Source organism: Amycolatopsis sp. NPDC004378 (genome assembly GCF_053602455.1).
Window position 1 is genome coordinate 162,149 of the sequence record NZ_JBSGDR010000006.1, and the last position, 17,448, is coordinate 179,596.

Annotated in this window: 15 protein-coding genes; 11 read left to right on the forward strand and 4 right to left on the reverse strand. The window is 71.6% G+C overall.

What is annotated here, in order from left to right:
* The first annotated feature begins 107 nt into the window (after positions 1 to 107).
* From ACWEN0_RS20740 to ACWEN0_RS20750, 3 genes are all read left to right on the forward strand, one after another.
* Entirely contained in the window at positions 108 to 641 is a 534-nt protein-coding gene (locus ACWEN0_RS20740) for a snapalysin family zinc-dependent metalloprotease (RefSeq protein WP_451975616.1), read from the forward strand.
* Between the two features lie 106 nt (positions 642 to 747).
* The gene (locus ACWEN0_RS20745; protein ID WP_451975619.1) at positions 748 to 1,974 is read left to right on the forward strand and encodes a sensor histidine kinase; all 1,227 of its coding nucleotides are present in this window, start codon (positions 748 to 750) and stop codon (positions 1,972 to 1,974) included.
* Positions 1,971 to 2,618 carry a response regulator gene (locus ACWEN0_RS20750; protein WP_451975622.1) on the forward strand — a complete coding sequence of 216 codons (648 nt, stop codon included), beginning with the start codon at positions 1,971 to 1,973 and terminating at the stop codon, positions 2,616 to 2,618. The genes ACWEN0_RS20745 and ACWEN0_RS20750 overlap by 4 nt, the downstream gene beginning before the upstream one ends.
* Positions 2,619 to 2,642: 24 nt before the next feature.
* Here the strand turns inward: ACWEN0_RS20750 and ACWEN0_RS20755 are convergent, their stop codons facing one another.
* From ACWEN0_RS20755 to cysD, 3 genes are all read right to left on the reverse strand, one after another.
* Complete coding sequence (locus ACWEN0_RS20755) at positions 2,643 to 3,224, reverse strand: hypothetical protein (protein WP_451975625.1); 582 nt, start codon at positions 3,222 to 3,224, stop codon at positions 2,643 to 2,645.
* Between the two features lie 61 nt (positions 3,225 to 3,285).
* Positions 3,286 to 5,094 (reverse strand): adenylyl-sulfate kinase, encoded by a 1,809-nt coding sequence (cysC, locus tag ACWEN0_RS20760; protein ID WP_451975628.1) that lies wholly within the window; start codon positions 5,092 to 5,094, stop codon positions 3,286 to 3,288.
* Positions 5,094 to 6,023, reverse strand: a complete 930-nt coding sequence (gene cysD / locus ACWEN0_RS20765) for a sulfate adenylyltransferase subunit CysD (RefSeq protein WP_451976178.1) — start codon at positions 6,021 to 6,023, stop codon at positions 5,094 to 5,096. Before cysD ends, cysC begins: the two co-directional genes overlap by 1 nt.
* 39 nt (positions 6,024 to 6,062) lie before the next feature.
* Between cysD and ACWEN0_RS20770 the strand changes: the two genes are divergently transcribed.
* Genes ACWEN0_RS20770 through ACWEN0_RS20785 form a run of 4 tightly spaced genes read left to right on the forward strand, consistent with a single transcriptional unit; the run spans position 6,063 to position 9,680 of the window.
* Positions 6,063 to 6,542, forward strand: a complete 480-nt coding sequence (locus ACWEN0_RS20770) for a nuclear transport factor 2 family protein (protein ID WP_290052783.1) — start codon at positions 6,063 to 6,065, stop codon at positions 6,540 to 6,542.
* Positions 6,539 to 7,729, forward strand: a complete 1,191-nt coding sequence (locus ACWEN0_RS20775; RefSeq protein ID WP_451975630.1) for a hypothetical protein — start codon at positions 6,539 to 6,541, stop codon at positions 7,727 to 7,729. Before ACWEN0_RS20770 ends, ACWEN0_RS20775 begins: the two co-directional genes overlap by 4 nt.
* The gene (locus tag ACWEN0_RS20780) at positions 7,726 to 8,514 is read left to right on the forward strand and encodes an SDR family oxidoreductase (protein ID WP_451975633.1); all 789 of its coding nucleotides are present in this window, start codon (positions 7,726 to 7,728) and stop codon (positions 8,512 to 8,514) included. The genes ACWEN0_RS20775 and ACWEN0_RS20780 overlap by 4 nt, the downstream gene beginning before the upstream one ends.
* 8 nt (positions 8,515 to 8,522) lie before the next feature.
* Positions 8,523 to 9,680, forward strand: a complete 1,158-nt coding sequence (locus tag ACWEN0_RS20785) for a sulfotransferase family protein (protein ID WP_451975635.1) — start codon at positions 8,523 to 8,525, stop codon at positions 9,678 to 9,680.
* Here ACWEN0_RS20785 and ACWEN0_RS20790 read toward each other — a convergent pair.
* Positions 9,677 to 11,341: a GGDEF domain-containing protein gene (locus ACWEN0_RS20790; RefSeq protein WP_451975638.1), complete on the reverse strand. Its 1,665-nt coding sequence runs from the start codon at positions 11,339 to 11,341 to the stop codon at positions 9,677 to 9,679. The two genes, ACWEN0_RS20785 and ACWEN0_RS20790, sit on opposite strands and share 4 nt — an antisense overlap.
* A 145-nt stretch (positions 11,342 to 11,486) precedes the next feature.
* Here ACWEN0_RS20790 and ACWEN0_RS20795 point away from each other — a divergent pair, with 145 nt between their 5' ends.
* The 4 genes from ACWEN0_RS20795 to ACWEN0_RS20810 all read left to right on the forward strand — a co-directional run bounded on the left by ACWEN0_RS20795 (position 11,487) and on the right by ACWEN0_RS20810 (position 17,412).
* On the forward strand, positions 11,487 to 11,834 hold the full coding sequence (locus ACWEN0_RS20795) for an ArsR/SmtB family transcription factor (protein ID WP_451975641.1): 348 nt from the start codon (positions 11,487 to 11,489) through the stop codon (positions 11,832 to 11,834).
* Positions 11,831 to 12,463 (forward strand): SRPBCC family protein, encoded by a 633-nt coding sequence (locus ACWEN0_RS20800; protein WP_451975644.1) that lies wholly within the window; start codon positions 11,831 to 11,833, stop codon positions 12,461 to 12,463. The genes ACWEN0_RS20795 and ACWEN0_RS20800 overlap by 4 nt, the downstream gene beginning before the upstream one ends.
* A gap of 275 nt (positions 12,464 to 12,738) precedes the next feature.
* Complete coding sequence (locus tag ACWEN0_RS20805; protein ID WP_451975646.1) at positions 12,739 to 14,310, forward strand: deoxyguanosinetriphosphate triphosphohydrolase family protein; 1,572 nt, start codon at positions 12,739 to 12,741, stop codon at positions 14,308 to 14,310.
* 228 nt (positions 14,311 to 14,538) lie between these two features.
* Positions 14,539 to 17,412 carry a S8 family serine peptidase gene (locus ACWEN0_RS20810; RefSeq protein ID WP_451975649.1) on the forward strand — a complete coding sequence of 958 codons (2,874 nt, stop codon included), beginning with the start codon at positions 14,539 to 14,541 and terminating at the stop codon, positions 17,410 to 17,412.
* Positions 17,413 to 17,448: the final 36 nt, after the last annotated feature.

Genomic DNA, 17,448 nt, shown 5'->3' on the forward strand with positions numbered 1-17,448 from the left:
CTCCGGCGAGGGAGCTACTTTCGGCCGTGGCCCGCGGGTCGGTGGACTTCTAACGTGATCGCTCGTACCACGGTGAAGTGTTCTCTGAACCGGACGAAGGAGACACGATGGACGCACGCGTGATCGGCCGGATCGCGGCCCTGGCCCTGGCGGCCCCGCTGGGCCTGGGGATCGCGGTCGCCCCCGCTTCGGCGGCAGCGGTCACGACGCTCTACTACAGCTCGTCGGGCGCGCCGGACTACCTCGCCCAGATCGACCAGGGCGCGGCCAACTGGAACGCCGCCGTCACCGACGTGAAGCTGGTCAAGCGGACCACGAGCGCGACGATCAAGTTCCACGAAATCCACAGCGGCGGTTCGTACACGAACACGGACGGCCACGGCCACGGCGACATCTACCTCGACACGAGCCAGGTCGCGGAGGGCTTCGACCCGACCCGCATCGCCGCGCACGAGCTGGGCCACAACCTCGGCCTGCCGGACCACTACAGCGGCCCGTGCACCGAGCTGATGTCCGGCCACGGCCCGGGCACGTCCTGCAAGAACGCCAAGCCGAGCGCGGCGGAGGCGGCGAAGGTGCAATCCCTGTGGGTGAACGGCTTCACGGCGGCCCGCACGGAGACGCGCGCCGTCGCCTACTAGCCCGGTCGTGAGTGTTCGGGGCGGTTCCGACCGCCCTGAACACTCACCACGGCCATCCACCGCGAGAGGGAAGCGGCCGATCCGTGCAGCCTGCGAAGATCGGCGTGTGCGCGTATTCCGCCCCCTGACGAGCAGGGCGACCTACCGCCGCTGGGTCTACCTCGTGCTCGGTGGCGCCATCAGCGTGCCCTACCTGCTGTTCTCCGTCGTCGCCGTGCCGTCGCTGCTGCCGTTCGTCACCACCGTCGGGCGGGCCACCGTCTTCGGTGGGCTGCTCACCCTGCTCGTCATGGCCGGGACCGCCTTCCTGCCCGCGGTGCACGTGCTCGAATCCACCGCGGTCCGGGAGCTGCTCGACGATCCGGTGCCCGGCGCGCCGCCGAAGCCGCGCACCCGCCAGGGCCGTCTGCGCGCCGCGGCGATGTTCCTGCTGCACGTCGTCGCCGGGTTCGTCGTCAGCCTCTTCAGCCTGCTCGCGCCCGTCGCGATCGGGGTGTCGATCAGCGCCGTGTTCACCGGGCAGCTCGTCCAGACCGGCGAGGGCGACGAGGTCCGCGTGCCGACCGGCTGGGCGTCGGCGTGGCTGCCGGTCGTCTTCGTGGCCGGGACCGTCCTGCTCGGGTACGCCGTCTGGGCGGTCGGCGGGCTGTTGCGCCGGGCCGCCGCCGGGCTGCTCGGGATGTCCGCCGCCGACCGGATCGCCGAGCTGGAACGGCGGACCGGGCAGCTCGCCGAGCGCGACCGCCTCGCGCGCGAGCTGCACGACTCGGTCGGCCACGCGCTGAGCGTCGTCACCGTCCAGGCGGGCGCGGCCCAGCGCACCCTGCGCACCGACCCGGACTTCACCGAGCGCGCCCTGGGCGCCATCGAGGAGTCCGCGCGCACCGCGCTCGACGACCTGGACCACGTGCTCGGCCTGCTGCGCGAAGAAGCCGCCGGCCGCACGCCGCAGCCGGCGCTCACCGAACTGCCGACCCTCCTGGAAACGACCCGCCTGGCCGGCACCGACGTCACCGCCGACATCGGCGGCGACCTGGCCGTGGTACCCGCGGTGGTGTCGCGCGAGGTGTACCGGATCCTGCAGGAATGCCTGACCAACGCGGTGCGCCACGCCGGTAGGGTCCCGGTGACGCTGGCCGTCGACGTCGCCGCGCACGGCCTGGTCGCCCGGGTCGCCAATCCGCTGGGGACCGGCCTGGCCCGGTCCGGCGGCGGCCGCGGCCTGCGCGGGATGACCGAGCGGGTGACGGTCCTGGGCGGCGAGCTGTCGGCGGGGCGGGTGGACGAGCGGTGGGAGGTCGTGGTGCGGGTGCCGTGGGGGAGCGGGCGATGAGCGTCGGGGTGCTGCTGGTCGACGACGAGCCGCTGATCCGCGCGGGCCTGCGCGCGATCATCGACAGCGAGGACGGCCTGGGCGTGCTCGGCGAGGCCGCCGACGGCGCCGAGGTGCCCGGCCTGGTGGCCCGGCTGCGTCCGGACGTCGTGCTGATGGACGTGCGGATGCCCGCCGTGGACGGGATCCGCGCGACCGCGCACCTGATGTCCACTGTGGATGATCCACCGAAGGTGATCGTCGTGACCACGTTCGAGAACGACGACTACGTCTACGACGCGCTGGTCGCGGGCGCCAGCGGCTTCCTGCTCAAGCGCGCCCGGCCCGAGGAGATCGTCGCGGCGATCCGGACCGTCGTGACGGGCGAGTCGCTGCTGTTCCCGGCGGCGATCCGCCGGCTCGCCGCGCACCACGCGCCCGCCGGCGACGGCCTGGCGAGCGCGAACCTGACCGAGCGCGAACGCGAAGTCCTCCGGCTGATGGCGGCCGGACTGTCCAATGTGGAGATCGCGGGCGAGCTGTACCTCGGCATCCAGACGGTGAAGACGCACGTCGGCAACGTGCTCGCCAAGCTCGGCGCGCGCGACCGGACCCAGGCCGTGATCCGGGCCTACGACTCGGGGTTCGTGACGCCCGCCGGTTAGGCGCCGCTGCGTACGGGCTGAGCCTCAGAGCCGGTCGGCCAGCAGCTTCGCAAGGGTGGGGTAGCTGTCCGCGCGGCCCTCGGAACCCAGGAACAGGGTCGCGGTCCGCAGCTGGCCGTGGCTGTGCTTGGCGACGGCGAGTTCCTCACCGGCGTCCTTTGTCCTGCAGTGCATCGCTCCTTCGCCGATGCCCGGCAGCGGCTCCACGTTTTCGCCGCAGCTCTTCTTCGACCGCGCCAGGAACTGGGCGGGCGTGGTCGAATCCGTGGCGACGTACAGGCTCCCCGTCATGCCGGCACCGTATTCGCAGTTGTAGGCCTTGCCGACGCCCGTCTGCACCGGCTCGCTCTCCTTCGACCCGCCGGCCAGCACCTGGGTGAGCGCCTGCATGATCTCTTCGGCACTGAGGAACGGGCAGGCCGCGGACACGGTGGCCGGCGAGGCCGCCGGGGTGAAGGTCGGGGCCGTCGTCTTCGGCTTGCTCACCGTGCTGGACGGCGGCGTCGATGTCGACGCCGGTGGCGGAGCTGCCGCCGGCGTGCCGCTCGAACATGCGGCGACACCGATCAGCAGGCAGGCGGCGACAACCCCCTCGAGAAAGCGCATGCCGGTAATCTAACCGTTGATCACCCGCGTGCGGTCTCGATCTTGCAACGTGGCGGTATCGTCAGAGCAAGTCGTCGAGCAGCTCCTCGATCGCCGCCGCCATGGTCGCCGGGTCGCCGTCGGCCGGGCGCAGCACCAGGTCCGGCGAAGACGGCCGTTCGTACGGCGCGTCGATTCCGGTGAACCCCTTGATTTCGCCCGCCCGGGCCTTCGCGTACATCCCCTTCGGATCGCGTGCCTCGCACACCTCCAGCGGCGTGTCCACGAACACCTCCACGAACGGCAGATCCCCCGAAACGGCCCGCGCCGAGGCGCGGTCCGCGGCGTACGGGCTGATCAGCGACGCGATCGCCACCACGCCCGCGTCCGCGAACAGCCGGGCCACCTCCGCCACCCGCCGCACGTTCTCGGCGCGGTCCTCCGGGCTGAACCCCAGCCCGGCATTCAGCCCGTGGCGCAGGTTGTCGCCGTCCAGGAGGTACGCCGGACGTCCCGCCGCCACCAGCCGGCGCTCCAGCTCCACCGCCACCGACGACTTGCCGGACGCCGACAACCCCGTCAGCCACACCGTCGCGCCGCGGGTCGGGCGGTCCTCGCGGCGGACCGCCGCCGTGTGCCAGACCACCGGGGACGGCGGAGCGCCCGTGATCATGCCCGCCGCGACCGTGTCGCCCGTGTGCTCGTCCACCAGCAGGAAGCCGCCCGTCGCGCGGTTGCGGTGGTACGGGTCGAACAGCAACGGTGCCCGCGTGCGCAGGCGGATGCGGCCGATGTCGTTCAACGCCAGCGAATCCGCCTCGGACCGGTGCAGCGTCGTCACGTCGAGGCGGTACTCCAGCCGCTCGACCGTGCCGCGCGTCTCGGTGGTCGTGTGCCGGACCGCGTAAGAAGCGCCGGGCGTCAGCGAAGAGCGCGACGAGAACCAGCACACCAGCGCGTCGACCTCGCGGGCGGACTCCGCGCGGTTGCCCGGCCGGCACAGCATCGCGCCGCGGCCCAGGTCGAGGTCGTCGGCCAGCTCGACCGCGACCGCCTGCCCGGTGAACGCCTCGGAAAGCGGTTTCCCGCCCGGGCCCCACACCGCGCGCACCCGGGAGGTGAACCCCGACGGCAGCGCCACGACCTCGTCGCCCGGCTTGAAGACCCCGCCGGCGATGGTGCCCGCATAACCGCGGAAGTCGGAGCGGCGGATCACGTACTGCACCGGGAACCGCGCGTCGATCAGGTTGCGGTCGGACGCGACGTGCACCTCTTCCAGCTGGTGCAGCAGCGAAGTCCCTTCGTACCAGGGCATGCTGGCGCTGCGGTGGACGACGTTGTCGCCGTGCAGCGCCGAGACCGGCACGAACGTCAGGTCCGGGACGTCCAGTTTCATCGCGAACCGGCGGAAGTCCTCGCGGATCTCGTCGAACCGCTCCTGCGACCAGCCCACCAGGTCCATCTTGTTCACGCACACCACGAGGTGCCCGATCCCGAGCAGCGAAGCGAGGAACGCGTGCCGCCGCGACTGTTCGAGAACGCCCTTGCGCGCGTCGACGAGGATCAGCGCCAGGTCCGCCGTGGACGCGCCGGTCACCATGTTCCGCGTGTACTGCAGGTGCCCCGGCGTGTCCGCGATGATGAACTTCCGCTTGGGCGTGGCGAAGTAGCGGTGGGCGACGTCGATCGTGATGCCCTGCTCGCGTTCGGCGCGCAGGCCGTCGGTGAGCAGCGCGAGGTCGGGGTAGTCCTCGCCGCGGTCGCGGCTGGCGCGTTCGACGGCGGCGAGCTGGTCGGTGAAGATCGCCTTCGAATCGAACAGCAGGCGGCCGATCAACGTGGACTTGCCGTCGTCCACGCTGCCCGCCGTGGCGATCCTCAGCAGCTGCATCAGAAGTAGCCCTCCCGCTTGCGATCTTCCATGCCCGCTTCGGAAATCCGGTCGTCGGCCCGGGTCGCGCCGCGTTCGGTGACGCGGGTCGCGGCGACCTCGGTGACCACTTCGGACGGTGTCGCCGCCGAAGACTCGACACAGCCGGTGCACGTCGCGTCGCCGACGGTCCGGAACCGCACGGTCGCTTCGTACGGTTTCTCGCCGTCCACAAGGGACAGGAACCGGGTCGCCGCGAGCAGCATGCCGTCGCGCTGGACCACCGGGCGCCGGTGCGCGTAGTACAGCGGCGGCAACGCGATCCGCTCGTCGCGGATGTACTGCCAGATGTCCAGCTCCGTCCAGTTCGACAGCGGGAAGACGCGGATGTGCTCGCCGCGCCGGTGCCGGCCGTTGTAGAGGTTCCACAGCTCCGGGCGCTGCGCGCGCGGGTCCCACTGACCGTGCTCGTCGCGGAAGCTGAACACGCGCTCCTTCGCGCGGGCCTTCTCCTCGTCGCGGCGGGCGCCGCCGAACACGGCGTCGAACCCGCCCTCGCGGATCGCGCGCAGCAGCGTGACGGTCTGCAGCCGGTTGCGGCTGGCCCCCGGCCCGGTCTCCTCGGTGACGCGGCCGGCGTCGATGTCGTCCTGCACGCTCGCCACTTCGAGGCGCAGGTTCAGCGCGGCGACGGTCTCGTCGCGGAAGCGCAGCACCTCGTCGAAGTTGTGGCCGGTGTCGACGTGCAGCACGGGGAAGGGCAGCGGCGCCGGCCAGAACGCCTTCGCGGCGGCGTGCAGCATCACCACCGAGTCCTTGCCGCCGGAGAAGAGCAGCACCGGACGTTCGAAGGTCGCCGCGACTTCGCGGAAGACGTGCACGGCCTCCGCTTCGAGCGCGGCCAGGTGCGACAGCTCATAAGCCACGGACACCGGAAAAAAGTAGAACATGTTCTTGTCATCGGTCAAGCGGTGCGAGACCCTAGGACGATGGACCTGGTCGTACTCGAAGAGATCCGCCGGCTGAAGTACCGCTACCTCCGCGCGGTCGACCTGAAGCAGTGGGACGAAGTCGCCGACACGTTCACCGCCGACGCCACGGCCGACTACGGGACCCGCGCGACCGGTGAGGAGGGCAAGCACTTCGAAGGGCGTGACGCCATCGTCGCGTTCCTCACCGAGAGCCTCGGCAACGGCATCATCACCGTGCACCACGCAGGTCAGCCCGAGATCGAGGTCGACGGCGACACCGCGACCGGGCGCTGGGCGTTCACCGACAAGGTCATCGTGCCCGAGCACAAGGTGATCATCGAGGGTGCCGCGTTCTACGAGGACACCTACCGCCGCGAGGCCGACGGCGCCTGGCGGACGACGCACATCGGGTACGTCCGGACCTACGAGTCGATGCAGTCGTGGGCGAAGGACCCCGGCTTCCGGCTGCTCGCCAACCGCTGGGCCGTGCCCGCATGATCGAGAACGAGTTCTCGTTGACGCGGCCGTTCGCCGACGCGATCGCCGAGGCCGAGAAGCTGATCGCCGCGGCCCCTCCCGCGCAGACCGAGCTGGGCCTCCTGGAGGGCTACGACTACCTCGCCGGCAGCATCCGTGCGTCGCTGCAGATGGCCTGGGCCTACCAGCGCGACTTCCCGTACTTCACCGCGTCCACCGGGCCGTACACGAAGATGGGCCTGGACAACCCGGACACGCTCTACTTCAACGCGAACATCCGCGCCGACCGCGAGTACGTCGTGACCGGTGTCCGCGGGACCACCGCCGACCTGAGCTTCCAGATCCTCAACGGCGACTACTCGCCGGTGGTGGTGCCCGACAGCCTCGCCGCGTTCGACGACCGCGCCCTCGAAATCGGTCCCGACGGGCGCTTCGAACTGCGCTTCGGCCCGGCTCGCGAGAACCCGGGACCGAATTACTTCGTCCTCGGCGAGGGCTCGTCGATGCTCGTGGTCCGCGAGGTCCACAGTGACTGGGCGACCGAGAAGCGCGGCGAGATCCGCATCCGGTGCGTCGACACGGCGGGCCAGGCGCCGCCGGTGCCGGACCGGTCGGCCATGGCCAAGCGCTACGGCGTCACCGGCAAGATCCTCCTGAGCCGGCTCAAGACGTTCCTCGCCTTCCCGAAGTGGTTCTACGACAACCTGCCGGTGAACACGATGACCGAGCCGCGCTCGACGCCGGGCGGGCTGACCACGCAGTTCTCCTCGGCCGGGCACTACGAGCTCGGCGAGGAGGAGGCGATGGTCGTCACCGTGCCACGCTGCGCGGACGCGCCCTACCAGGGCATCCAGCTCGGCAGCCTCTGGTACGTCTCGCTCGACTACATCAACCACCAGACGAGCCTCACCGCCGACCAGGCGCGCGTCGACCCGGACGGCAGGATCCGGTTCGTCATCAGCGAGCGCGACCCCGGCGTGGCGAACTGGCTGGAGCGCACCGGCCACGACCGCGGCTACGTCCAGATCCGCTGGCAGCGCCTCGCCCGCGACCTCGGTCCGGCTGACGGGCCGGTCGTCGAGGTGGTCAAAGTGGACGAACTGCCGGACCGGTTGCCGTACTACGACGACGCACGCGTGACGCCGGCCGAGTGGGCGGCGCGGATCGCGGCGCGGCAGGACGCCGTCGCCGCCCGGATGCTGGGGTGAGCGTGGAGAGCCTGCTGCGGGACAAGGTCGTCGTCGTTTCCGGCATCGGCCCGGGACTCGGCCGGTCGATCGCGGTGCGGAGCGCGATGGCCGGCGCGGACGTCGTGGTCGCCGCGCGCACCGAGTCGCGGCTGACCGAGGTCGCGAAGGAGATCACGGATCTCGGCCGCCGGGTCGTCGCGGTCCGGACCGACATCGACGACGAGGACTCCGCGGCGAACCTCGTGAGTGCGGCGGTCGAGGCGTTCGGCCGCGTGGACGCCGTGGTGCACAACGCCTTCGCGGTGCCGCCGCTGACCGATCTGGCCACTGTGGACCTCGACGCCGTCCGGGCCGGGTTCGAGACGGCCGGGATCTCGGTGTTGCGGCTGACCCGGCTGTTCCTGCCCGCGCTCAAGGAGAGCAAGGGCTCGCTGGTGATGATCAACTCCGCGGTGCTCCGGCATTCACGGCGGACGTTCGGCGCCTACAAGATGGCCAAGTCGGCGTTGCTGTCGCTTTCGCAGAGCCTCGCGACTGAACTCGGGCCGGACGGCGTGCGCGTCAACACCGTCGCGCCCGGCTACATCTGGGCGCCGAACCTGAAGTGGTACTTCACCTACCTGGCCAAGGAACGCGGCATCACGCCGGAAGAGGTGTACGCCGAAACGGCGTCCACAATAGACCTGCGGAAGCTGCCGGAACCCGACGAGATCGCCGACGCCGTGGTGTTCCTCGCCTCGCCGATGGCGCGGGCGATCACCGGGCAGTGCCTCGACGTCAACGGCGGCGAGTACCACCACTAGGAGGATCCATGCTCCCCGGCCGGGAAGACGTCGGCACCGTCGAGGACCTGCACGCGTCGGCCACGAAGCTCACCGGGCTCGACGACTTCGGCGGCGACGAGTACGTCGAAGGCTTGCGCGTGCTGTTGGAGTCCTACGACGCCGACGAGGAGCTGACGCTGTTCGGCAACAAGGTGCACCGCGCGATGCTGCGCGGCGCGCTCGTGGCGCGGTTGCTCAGCGAGGCGGGCTGGAAGCAGCACCCGGAGTCCGCGTCGGTGCCCATCGAACGGCCGGTCTTCGTGACCGGCCTGCCCCGCACCGGCACGACGGCGCTGCACCGGCTGCTCGCCGAGGACCCCGGGCACCAGGGCCTGGAGGTGTGGCTCGCGGAGGTCCCGCAGCCGCGGCCGCCGCGTGAGACGTGGGCGGAGAACCCGGTGTTCCAGGGGATCCAGGCCGGGTACGAACGCCACCACGTCGAGCACCCGGAGTTCATGGGCGTGCACCACATGTCCGCCGACCAGGTGGAGGAGTGCTGGCAGCTGCTGCGCCAGTCGATGCGGTCGCTGTCGTTCGAGTGCCTCGCGCACGTGCCCCGCTACTCGCGGTGGCTCGCGAAGCAGGACTGGACGGACGCGTACGCCCGGCACCGGCGGAACCTGCAGCTCATCGGGCTGCCGGACGCGGGCAAGCGCTGGGTGCTGAAGAACCCCAGCCACCTCTTCGCGTTGGACGCGCTGATGGCGGCCTACCCGGACGCGCTGGTGATCCAGACGCACCGCGCACCGCGGACGATCATGGGCTCGATGTGCAGCCTCGCCGAAAAGGCCGCGGACGGCTGGTCGACGAAGTTCCGCGGCGAGGTGATCGGCCGAAGCCAGCTGGAGCTGTGGGGCCGTGGCGCCGACGAGTTCCGCGAAGCCCGCACCCGCTACGACGCGGCCCAGTTCTGCGATGTGGCGTACGAGGATTTCGTGGCGGACCCGATCGGGACGGTGTCCACTGTGTACGACCACTTCGGACTGACCCTCACCCCGGAGGCCCGCGCGGCGATGACCGCGTTGCACGGCGAAAGCCGTTCGGGCGAGCGGAAACCGGCCCACCGGTACACCCTCGAAGAGTTCGGCCTGACCGCGGCGGAGGTCGACGAGCGTTTCGCGGGCTACCTGCGCGAGTACTTCTAGCCCGCCGCGGCCTGCAGGCCCCTCGTCCCGATACCGCGCAGCACTTCGACGCGGTTCGAGCCCGGGCGGCCGAGCACCCAGCTCGATCCCGGCACCGCCTTCGCGCGCTTCTTCAGCGGGGCCAGCAGCCGGGACGCCTCCTGGTACGAGCGGATCGAGCCGCTCGCGCAGACCAGGGTCGCCAGGGAGACCGTCACCGGCATGCCGTCCGCCGACCAGCGGCGGTCCAGCAGGGCGCCCGCCACCGTCGCGATCTCGTCGACGTCGCAGACCACCAGGAAGTCGTCGCCGCCGACGTGGCTCACCCGCAGCCGCCGCAGCCGGCCGGTCAGCTCCGTGAGCGCGCCGCCCAGTTCGCGGATCAGGTCGTCGCCCGCGGCGAAGCCAGCCGTGTCGTTGACCGCCTTGAAGGAGTCGATGTCCAGCCACCCGGCGACGAACGGCTCACCGATCGTGATCCGGCGGGCGACGTCGCGCGCGACCGTGTCGCTGCCCGGCAACCGCGTGAGCGGGTTCAGCGACGCCGCGGCTTCGACCTTCGCTTCGGCCACGCCGCGCACCACTTCGGTCACCAGTACCACGCCGAGGCAGCGGCCGACGTCGTCGACCACGACGACGTCGTCGCCGGTGCGGCCCCAGTCGGCGTCGGTGACCAGCTCGAGGAACTCCATCGCGCCCGCGCGGGCCTCGATCGTGTGCGGGGTGTCGGCGAGCCGCGCCGCCGGGCGCTTCGCGTGCAGCGCGTGCCCGTACGGCCCCGTGACGGCGACCAGGAACCGCGTCCGGTCGACCGACCAGCGCGGCCGGTTCAGCTCGTCGACCCCGACGACGCCCGAGGGCGCGTCGGCCGAGGCGAGCTTCTCGCGGACGTCGTCGCAGGTGGCCGTCTCCGGCAGCGTCGTGGCGGGGCGCAGGAAGTCGCCGACGCACTGCGCCGGACCGGGCGCGCGCGTGGTGGTGTGGGTCCGCGTGAGCAGCGCCGGCGCGGGGCCGGCCGCGGTCGGCGGGGCGAGCAGGTTGCCCTGGGCGATCCGGATGCCGAGGCCGCGGACGGCGTCGAGCTGGGCGTCGGTCTCGACGCCGGTCGCGACCAGCCGGGTGCCGGTGCGGTTGGTGTAGTGCAGCAGGGCCTCGACGAGCGCGGCCGACGCCGGCTCGTCCGGCAGCCCGCGCAGCACCGTGCGGTCGAGCTTGACCAGGTCGATCGGTGCCTCGACGAGCAGGCCGAGCGGCAGGTCGCCGCGGCCGAGGCCGTCGAGCGCGAGCCGGAAGCCGTGCTCGGTGAGCGCCCGCATCCCGGCGAGCGCGCGGTCGGCGGGCACCGCGGCGAACGGCGGGCCGATCTCGAGGACGACGTCGCGGGTGCGGCGACCGGCGTCGCCGAGCTCTTCCAGCAGGTCTTCGTACATGGCCTGTGGTGCGGCGAGCGTGCGGGCGGAGAGGTTGAGGTGCAGGGGGAGCGGCGACTCGGCCTGCCGGACGGCGGCGATCGCGAGCCCGAGGTCGACGTCGGCGAGCCGGCCGTCGCGGCGCGCCTGCGCCAGCAGTTCGGGGACGGTGCCCTGGCCCGGCCTGGCCAGCGCTTCGTGAGCCACGACGCCTCCCGTGTGGAGGCTGTACAGCGGCTGGTAGGCGAAGCGGACCGCGCGTGGCGACTTCACGCCCCGATCGTCGCGGGTCGCCCGGCGAAACGAAACGGATGTCGACTGATGTTCACCGCCATTACCCACATCGGGCTAACACGCGGTGACGTCGGCCACTTGTTCAGTGTTGACTTATATAAGTAGCGGCTTGTAGCTTGACGAGGTGCACGCGTTCGACGTCCTCGGCGACCCGGTCCGCCGCCGGATCCTCGAGCTGCTGGCCGACGGCGAGCGGGCCGCCGGCGCGGTGACCGAGGTGATCCGGGCCGAGTTCGGCATCTCGCAGCCCGCGGTGTCCCAGCACTTGAAGGTGCTTCGCGAAAACGGCTTCGCGGTCGTCCGGCAGGACGGGACGCGGCGGCTGTACGCGGTCGGGCACGCCCCCCTGCAGGACGTCGACGACTGGCTGGGCCGGTTCCGCCGGTACTGGACCCCGCCGTTGGACGCCCTGGCCACCGAAATCGCCCGCGGCAAGCGCGAACGGCGACTGAACCAAGGAGACTCCCCGTGATCGACGTCAGCCACCAGATCAGCGCCGTCCGGCGGACGCTCGGCGACCGCGTGCTGGAGGGCAAGGAGGCGCGCGTCCTGACGATCAGCCAGGTCTACGACACCGACCTCGACGACCTGTGGGACGCCTGCACGAACCCCGAGCGCATCCCGCGCTGGTTCCTGCCGGTCTCCGGCGACCTGAAACCGGGCGGGAAGTACCAGTTCGAGGGCAACGCGGGCGGCACGGTCGAACGCTGCGACCCGCCGAAGAGCTTCGCCGCGACCTGGGAGTTCGGCGGCAACGTCAGCTGGATCGAGGTCCGCCTCACGCCCGAGGGCGAGGGCACCCGGTTCGAGCTGGAGCACGTCGCGCACGTCGACGACCGCTGGGACGAGTTCGGCCCGGGCGCGGTCGGCATCGGCTGGGACGGCGCGCTGGTCGGCCTGGTCCTGCACCTGTCCGCGGGTTCGGCGGTCGACCCGGAAGCGGCGATGTCCTGGATGATGTCCCCGGAGGGCATCGAGTTCATGACGGCATCGGGCGAGGCCTGGTACGCGGCCGACGTCGCGGCGGGCGCGGACCCGTCCCAGGCCCGCACGGCCGCCGACCGGACCCTGAAGGCCTACACGACCCCGCCACAGACCTGACGCCGTGTCGTCCCCCTGATCACGAGTGATGCCCCTCCGATCACGCGAGATGCCCCCGCAGTCACGCGAGATGCCTCTCCGATCACGGTTGTGACCCGTCCGTGCACGGACGCCGAGCGGCCTGACGCGTGGTGGGGCGGGCTTCACGTGTGATCAGACGGGCATCACTCGTGATGGGGCGGGCATCTCGCGTGATTGGAGGGGCATCATGCGTGATGGGAGGGTCGACACGGTCTCGGCGGCCGGTCGCGGCACCTCCGGATAGGGTCGGGCGCATGGATCAGGGCAGCGAGCAGACCGACCCGCGGGCCGCGCGGCGGGATCCCGTGGCGAACGTCGGTGGGTTCACCGACCTGGCGACCAGCCCGTTCCGGATCGACCGCGACCGGATCGCCGCGTCGCCGTTCTTCGCCCGGCTCGGCGGGGTGACGCAGGTGGTCAGCGCCGGCGGTGCCGGGCTGCTGCACAACCGGCTGACCCACAGCCTGAAGGTCGCGCAGGTCGCGCGGGCCATCGCCGAGCGGATCACCGCCGGGACCGACGCCGGTCTCGCCGATAAGCTGGGTGGCTGCGACCCCGACGTCGCCGAGGCCGCGGCGCTCGCCCACGACCTCGGGCACCCGCCGTTCGGGCACCTCGGGGAGCAGACGCTCGACCGCATCGCCCGGCACCGCTTCGGCCTCGCCGACGGCTTCGAGGGCAACGCGCAGACCTTCCGCATCCTCACCACGACCGACGTGCGCGGGCCGTCGGCGATCGGGCTCGACCTGACCGCCGCGGTACGTGCGGCCGTGCTGAAGTACCCGTGGCTGCGGCTGCACCACCCGGCGCCGCACCCGTCCGCGATGGCCGTGCCGCCCCGCGGCGCCGGCGAGCCGGACGGGGCGCCCGGCACCGGCGCGGCCAAGTTTTCCGCCTACGCCACCGAACTCGACGACTTCGAGCAGGCGCGCGCGGCCTTCGCGGGCCGCCTCGAAGGCTGGCAGCAGACCGTCGAAGCGTCCGTGATGGACACCGCCGACGACATCGCCTACGCCATCCACGACCTCCAGGACTTCCACCGCATCGGCGTCCTGCAGCACGCGCCCGTCGCGGCCGAGCTGGGGCAGTGGCTCGAGCACGCGGGCGAACTGGCCGCGCTCGACGACGAAACCCTGCACGCCGGGCTGCGCCGGCCCGGCCGGTCGCTGGAACGCCTTCGCCGCCGCATGCACGTGAAGGACGCGTGGATCGTCGACGACGACGCGTTCGCCGCCGCGGTCGCGCGGGTGCGCGCGGAGCTGGTGGACGGCCTGCTCGCGGCCGAGTTCGACGGCTCGATCGAGGCCGAGCAGGCGACGGCGGCGTTCTCCGCGAACTGGACGTCCCGGCTCGTCGACGGCGTGTTCGTGCTGGCGTCGCCGTCCACGCGCACCGGGCACGTGTCGCTGCGGCCCGCGCAGTGGCACGAGGTCCAGGTGCTGAAGTTCGTGCACCGCCGGTTCGTGCTGCTGCGGCCGGACCTGGCGCTGCACCAGCGCGGCCAGGCCGGGGTGGTGTCGAGCCTGGTCGACGCGCTCGACGCGTGGCTGCTCGACCGCGACGAGGTTTCCCGGCTGCCGCGGCGGCTGCACGACCTCGTCGAGCTGGCGCATGCCGAGTACACGGAGCTGGCGCGGACGGCGCCCGAACTGCTGATCGGCGCGACGGGGGAGCCGGTGACCGGCGCGGACGCGGTGCGCGGCCTCGCGCGGGGCCGCGCGGTGGTGGACTTCGTGGCTTCGTTGACGGACAAGCAGGCCGTGACCCTTTTGGACGCGCTGTCGGGCCGGGCCGCGCAGCCGTGGTCGGACTCGTTTGTCCTGTAGCTGTCCGGTGGGAAATTCACCGTTGCGCTGAACGGCCTACGACCTCCGGCCGGTTGGGGAAATTATCCGTCCTTTGTCACTCCAACGGCCGCTTTTTACGGAGAACTCACCGTACTTAGCTTGATCCAGCCGGTGATCACCGGCGTCGGTCAGCGTGAGTCGGGGCACGCGCCTGGAGAATCGGAGGCGCACGTGCGTCGTACCCGTTCCACGAGATCGAGAACCACCGTGCTCACCGCCGGGGCCGCGGCACTGCTCGCCGCCCTCGGCCTGGTGTCGCCGCCCGCCGCGGGCGCCGCCACCGCGTCCACACCGGACACCTTCAGCGAAACCGCGCAACAGCAGATCGCCGCCCTGCAGGCGGTCAAGGCGGGCCGCACCGCCACCGAGTCCAAAGTAGACAGCAAGCTGCTGGTCGCCGAAAAGGGCCTGGGAAAGCAGCTGAACGCGCTCCAGTCGGGCGTCTCGTCCGCCGGGACCGCCCTCGTCGACATCCGCGCGAGCAAGGTCTCGCCGGACCTCGTCTCCTCGCTCACCAAGGCCGGAGCGGGCATCCGCGCCGTGTCGGACCGGTACGCCAGCATCCGCGCCGAGGTCCCGGTGGCCAAGGTCAGCGAGATCGCCGCCCGCGGTGACGTCCAGCGCATCGAACAGGCCGACGGGGCGATGACCGCCCACGAGCTGGCCACCCCCTCGACCACGCCCGCGAAGACCGAAACCAAGCAGCAGAAGGCCGACCGCATCGCGGGCGAGCTGCAGAAGGCGGTTTCCGCCAAGTCGCAGCGCAGCAGTGCCGCCGCCGCCGCGACCCTCACCAGCGAAGGCGACCGCGCCCACAACGCCGACATCGCCCGTCAGCAGTTCGGCGTCACCGGCGTCGGCGTCAAGGCGTGCGCCCTGTCCGACGGCGTCGACTCCCTGGCCTCCTCGGTCGCCAAGGGCGAGCTCCCGCCGGACGTCGACGTCATCGCCGGCCAGGAGGGTGAAGGCGACGAGGGCACCGCGATGCTCGAGATCATCCACGACCTCGCGCCCAACGCGAAGCTCGGCTTCGCCTCGGCGTTCAACTCCGACGCCAGCTTCGCCGACAACATCCGCAAGCTGCGCTTCGAATCGCACTGCGACGTCATCGTCGACGACGTCATCTACTTCAAGGAATCCCCGTTCCAGGACTGGATCATCGCCCAGGCCGTGAACGACGTGACCGCGAACGGCGCGCTGTACTTCTCCTCGGCGGGCAACGAGGGCAACGTCGCCGACGGCACGGCCGCCCACTGGGAAGGCGACTTCGTCGACTCGGGCAAGTCGGTCGGCAAGTTCGCCGGTGCCGCGCACAACTTCGCCGGCGCCGCGGGCAACCAGATCTACGAGCCCATCTCCGACGCGTCCTCGGCCGGCGTACCCGTGACGCTGCACTGGTCCGACCCGCTCGGCCACTCGGCCAACGACTACGACCTCTACCTGCTCAACTCCGCGGGCGCCGTGGTCAGCTTCAGCCAGAACGTCCAGGACGGCACCCAGGACCCGTACGAAATCCTGCAGACGCCGGCCTTCGGCGGCACCGGGCTGCGCCTGGCCGTCGTGAAGTTCTCGGGGCAGAACCGCTACCTGTCGCTGTCCGCGCTGCGCGGCCGGTTCAAGGACTCGGCGGACGGCCTCAAGGCCTACAACACCCCGGGCGTGACGGTCGGCCACTCGGCCGCGCGGGACGCCTTCAGCGTCGCGGCCACGCCCGCGGCGGCGGCGTTCGGCCGTCCCCTCGAGCCGGGTGACCCGGCCAACCCGGCCGGCCCGTACCCCGGTTCGTTCAGCGGCGCGTCGAAGGCCGAGCGGTTCACCTCGGACGGGCCGCGGCGCATGTTCTACGAAGCCGACGGCACCCCGATCACCCCGGGCAACGTCTCCTCGACCGGCGGCGAGGTCCGGAACAAGCCGGAGATCACCGCGGCCGACGGCGTGAAGACCAGCGTCACCGGCTTCAGCCCGTTCTTCGGCACCTCGGCCGCCGCCCCGCACGCCGGCGCCATCGCGGCGCTGGTCCTCTCGGGCAACCCCGGCCTGCCGCCGTCGGAGGTCCGTGAAGCACTGCTCAACACGGCGGTCGACATCGAGGCCCCCGGCCGCGACAACTTCACCGGCGCCGGCGTCATCCTCGCGGACAAGGTGCTCGCCTACACCGGCGCCAGCCCGCAGCCGCTCGCGGTGGCCAAGCAGCCGACCGTCACCCCGGCCGACGGCGGCTCGTCGCTCGACCCGGGCGACACGGCCAAGGTGACGCTGCCGGTGACCAACGACGGTGACGGCACCGCGGTGTCCACCAGCGTCGTGCTCACCAGCCCGACCCCGGGTGTCACGGTGGCGCCGCGGTCCAAGTCCTACGGCACCATCAGCCCGGGGCAGACCGGCGTCAACGACTTCACCATCACCGTGCCGGCGACGCAGCAGCTCGGCGTGCCGGTGGTGCTGAACGCCCGCGTCACCTTCGCCGGCGCGCACTCGCCGACGACGTCGACGTTCTCGCTGCCGGTCGGCACCCCGTCGCCGGTCGCGCAGACCTTCGCCTACACCGGGGCGCCGGTGGCGATCCCGGACAACAGCCCGGTCGGCGCGTCGGTGACCATCCCGGTCACCGGGGTCGGCCGCGCGTCCAAGGTGACGTTCTCCGTCGACGGCACCACCTGCAGCACCGATCCGACCTCGACGACGGTGGGGCTCAACCACTCCTACGTCGGTGACCTGGTCGGCACGCTGACCGCGCCCTCGGGTGCCAAGGCGACGGTGTTCCAGCGCAACGGCGGCTCCGGCAAGAACTTCTGCCAGGTCGTCTTCGCCGACACCGCCGCGGCCGCGTTCAGCACGGTGACTTCGGCCAACGCGCCGTTCACCGGCACCTGGCGCCCGACGCAGTCGCTGACCGGCAACCTGACCGGCGCGGCCGTCGACGGCACCTGGACGTTCTTCGTGGTGGACGCGGCCGGCGGCGACGTCGGCTCGATCCGCTCGGTCGCCCTGCACATCAACGGGTTCGTGCAGCCCCCGGCGCCCGGCGCGCCGTCGAACGTGCGGGGTTACACGAACAACGGCCCGGTGCACCCGCTGTAACGCTCCTCGCTGAACCGAACAACCCGAACGGGGGCC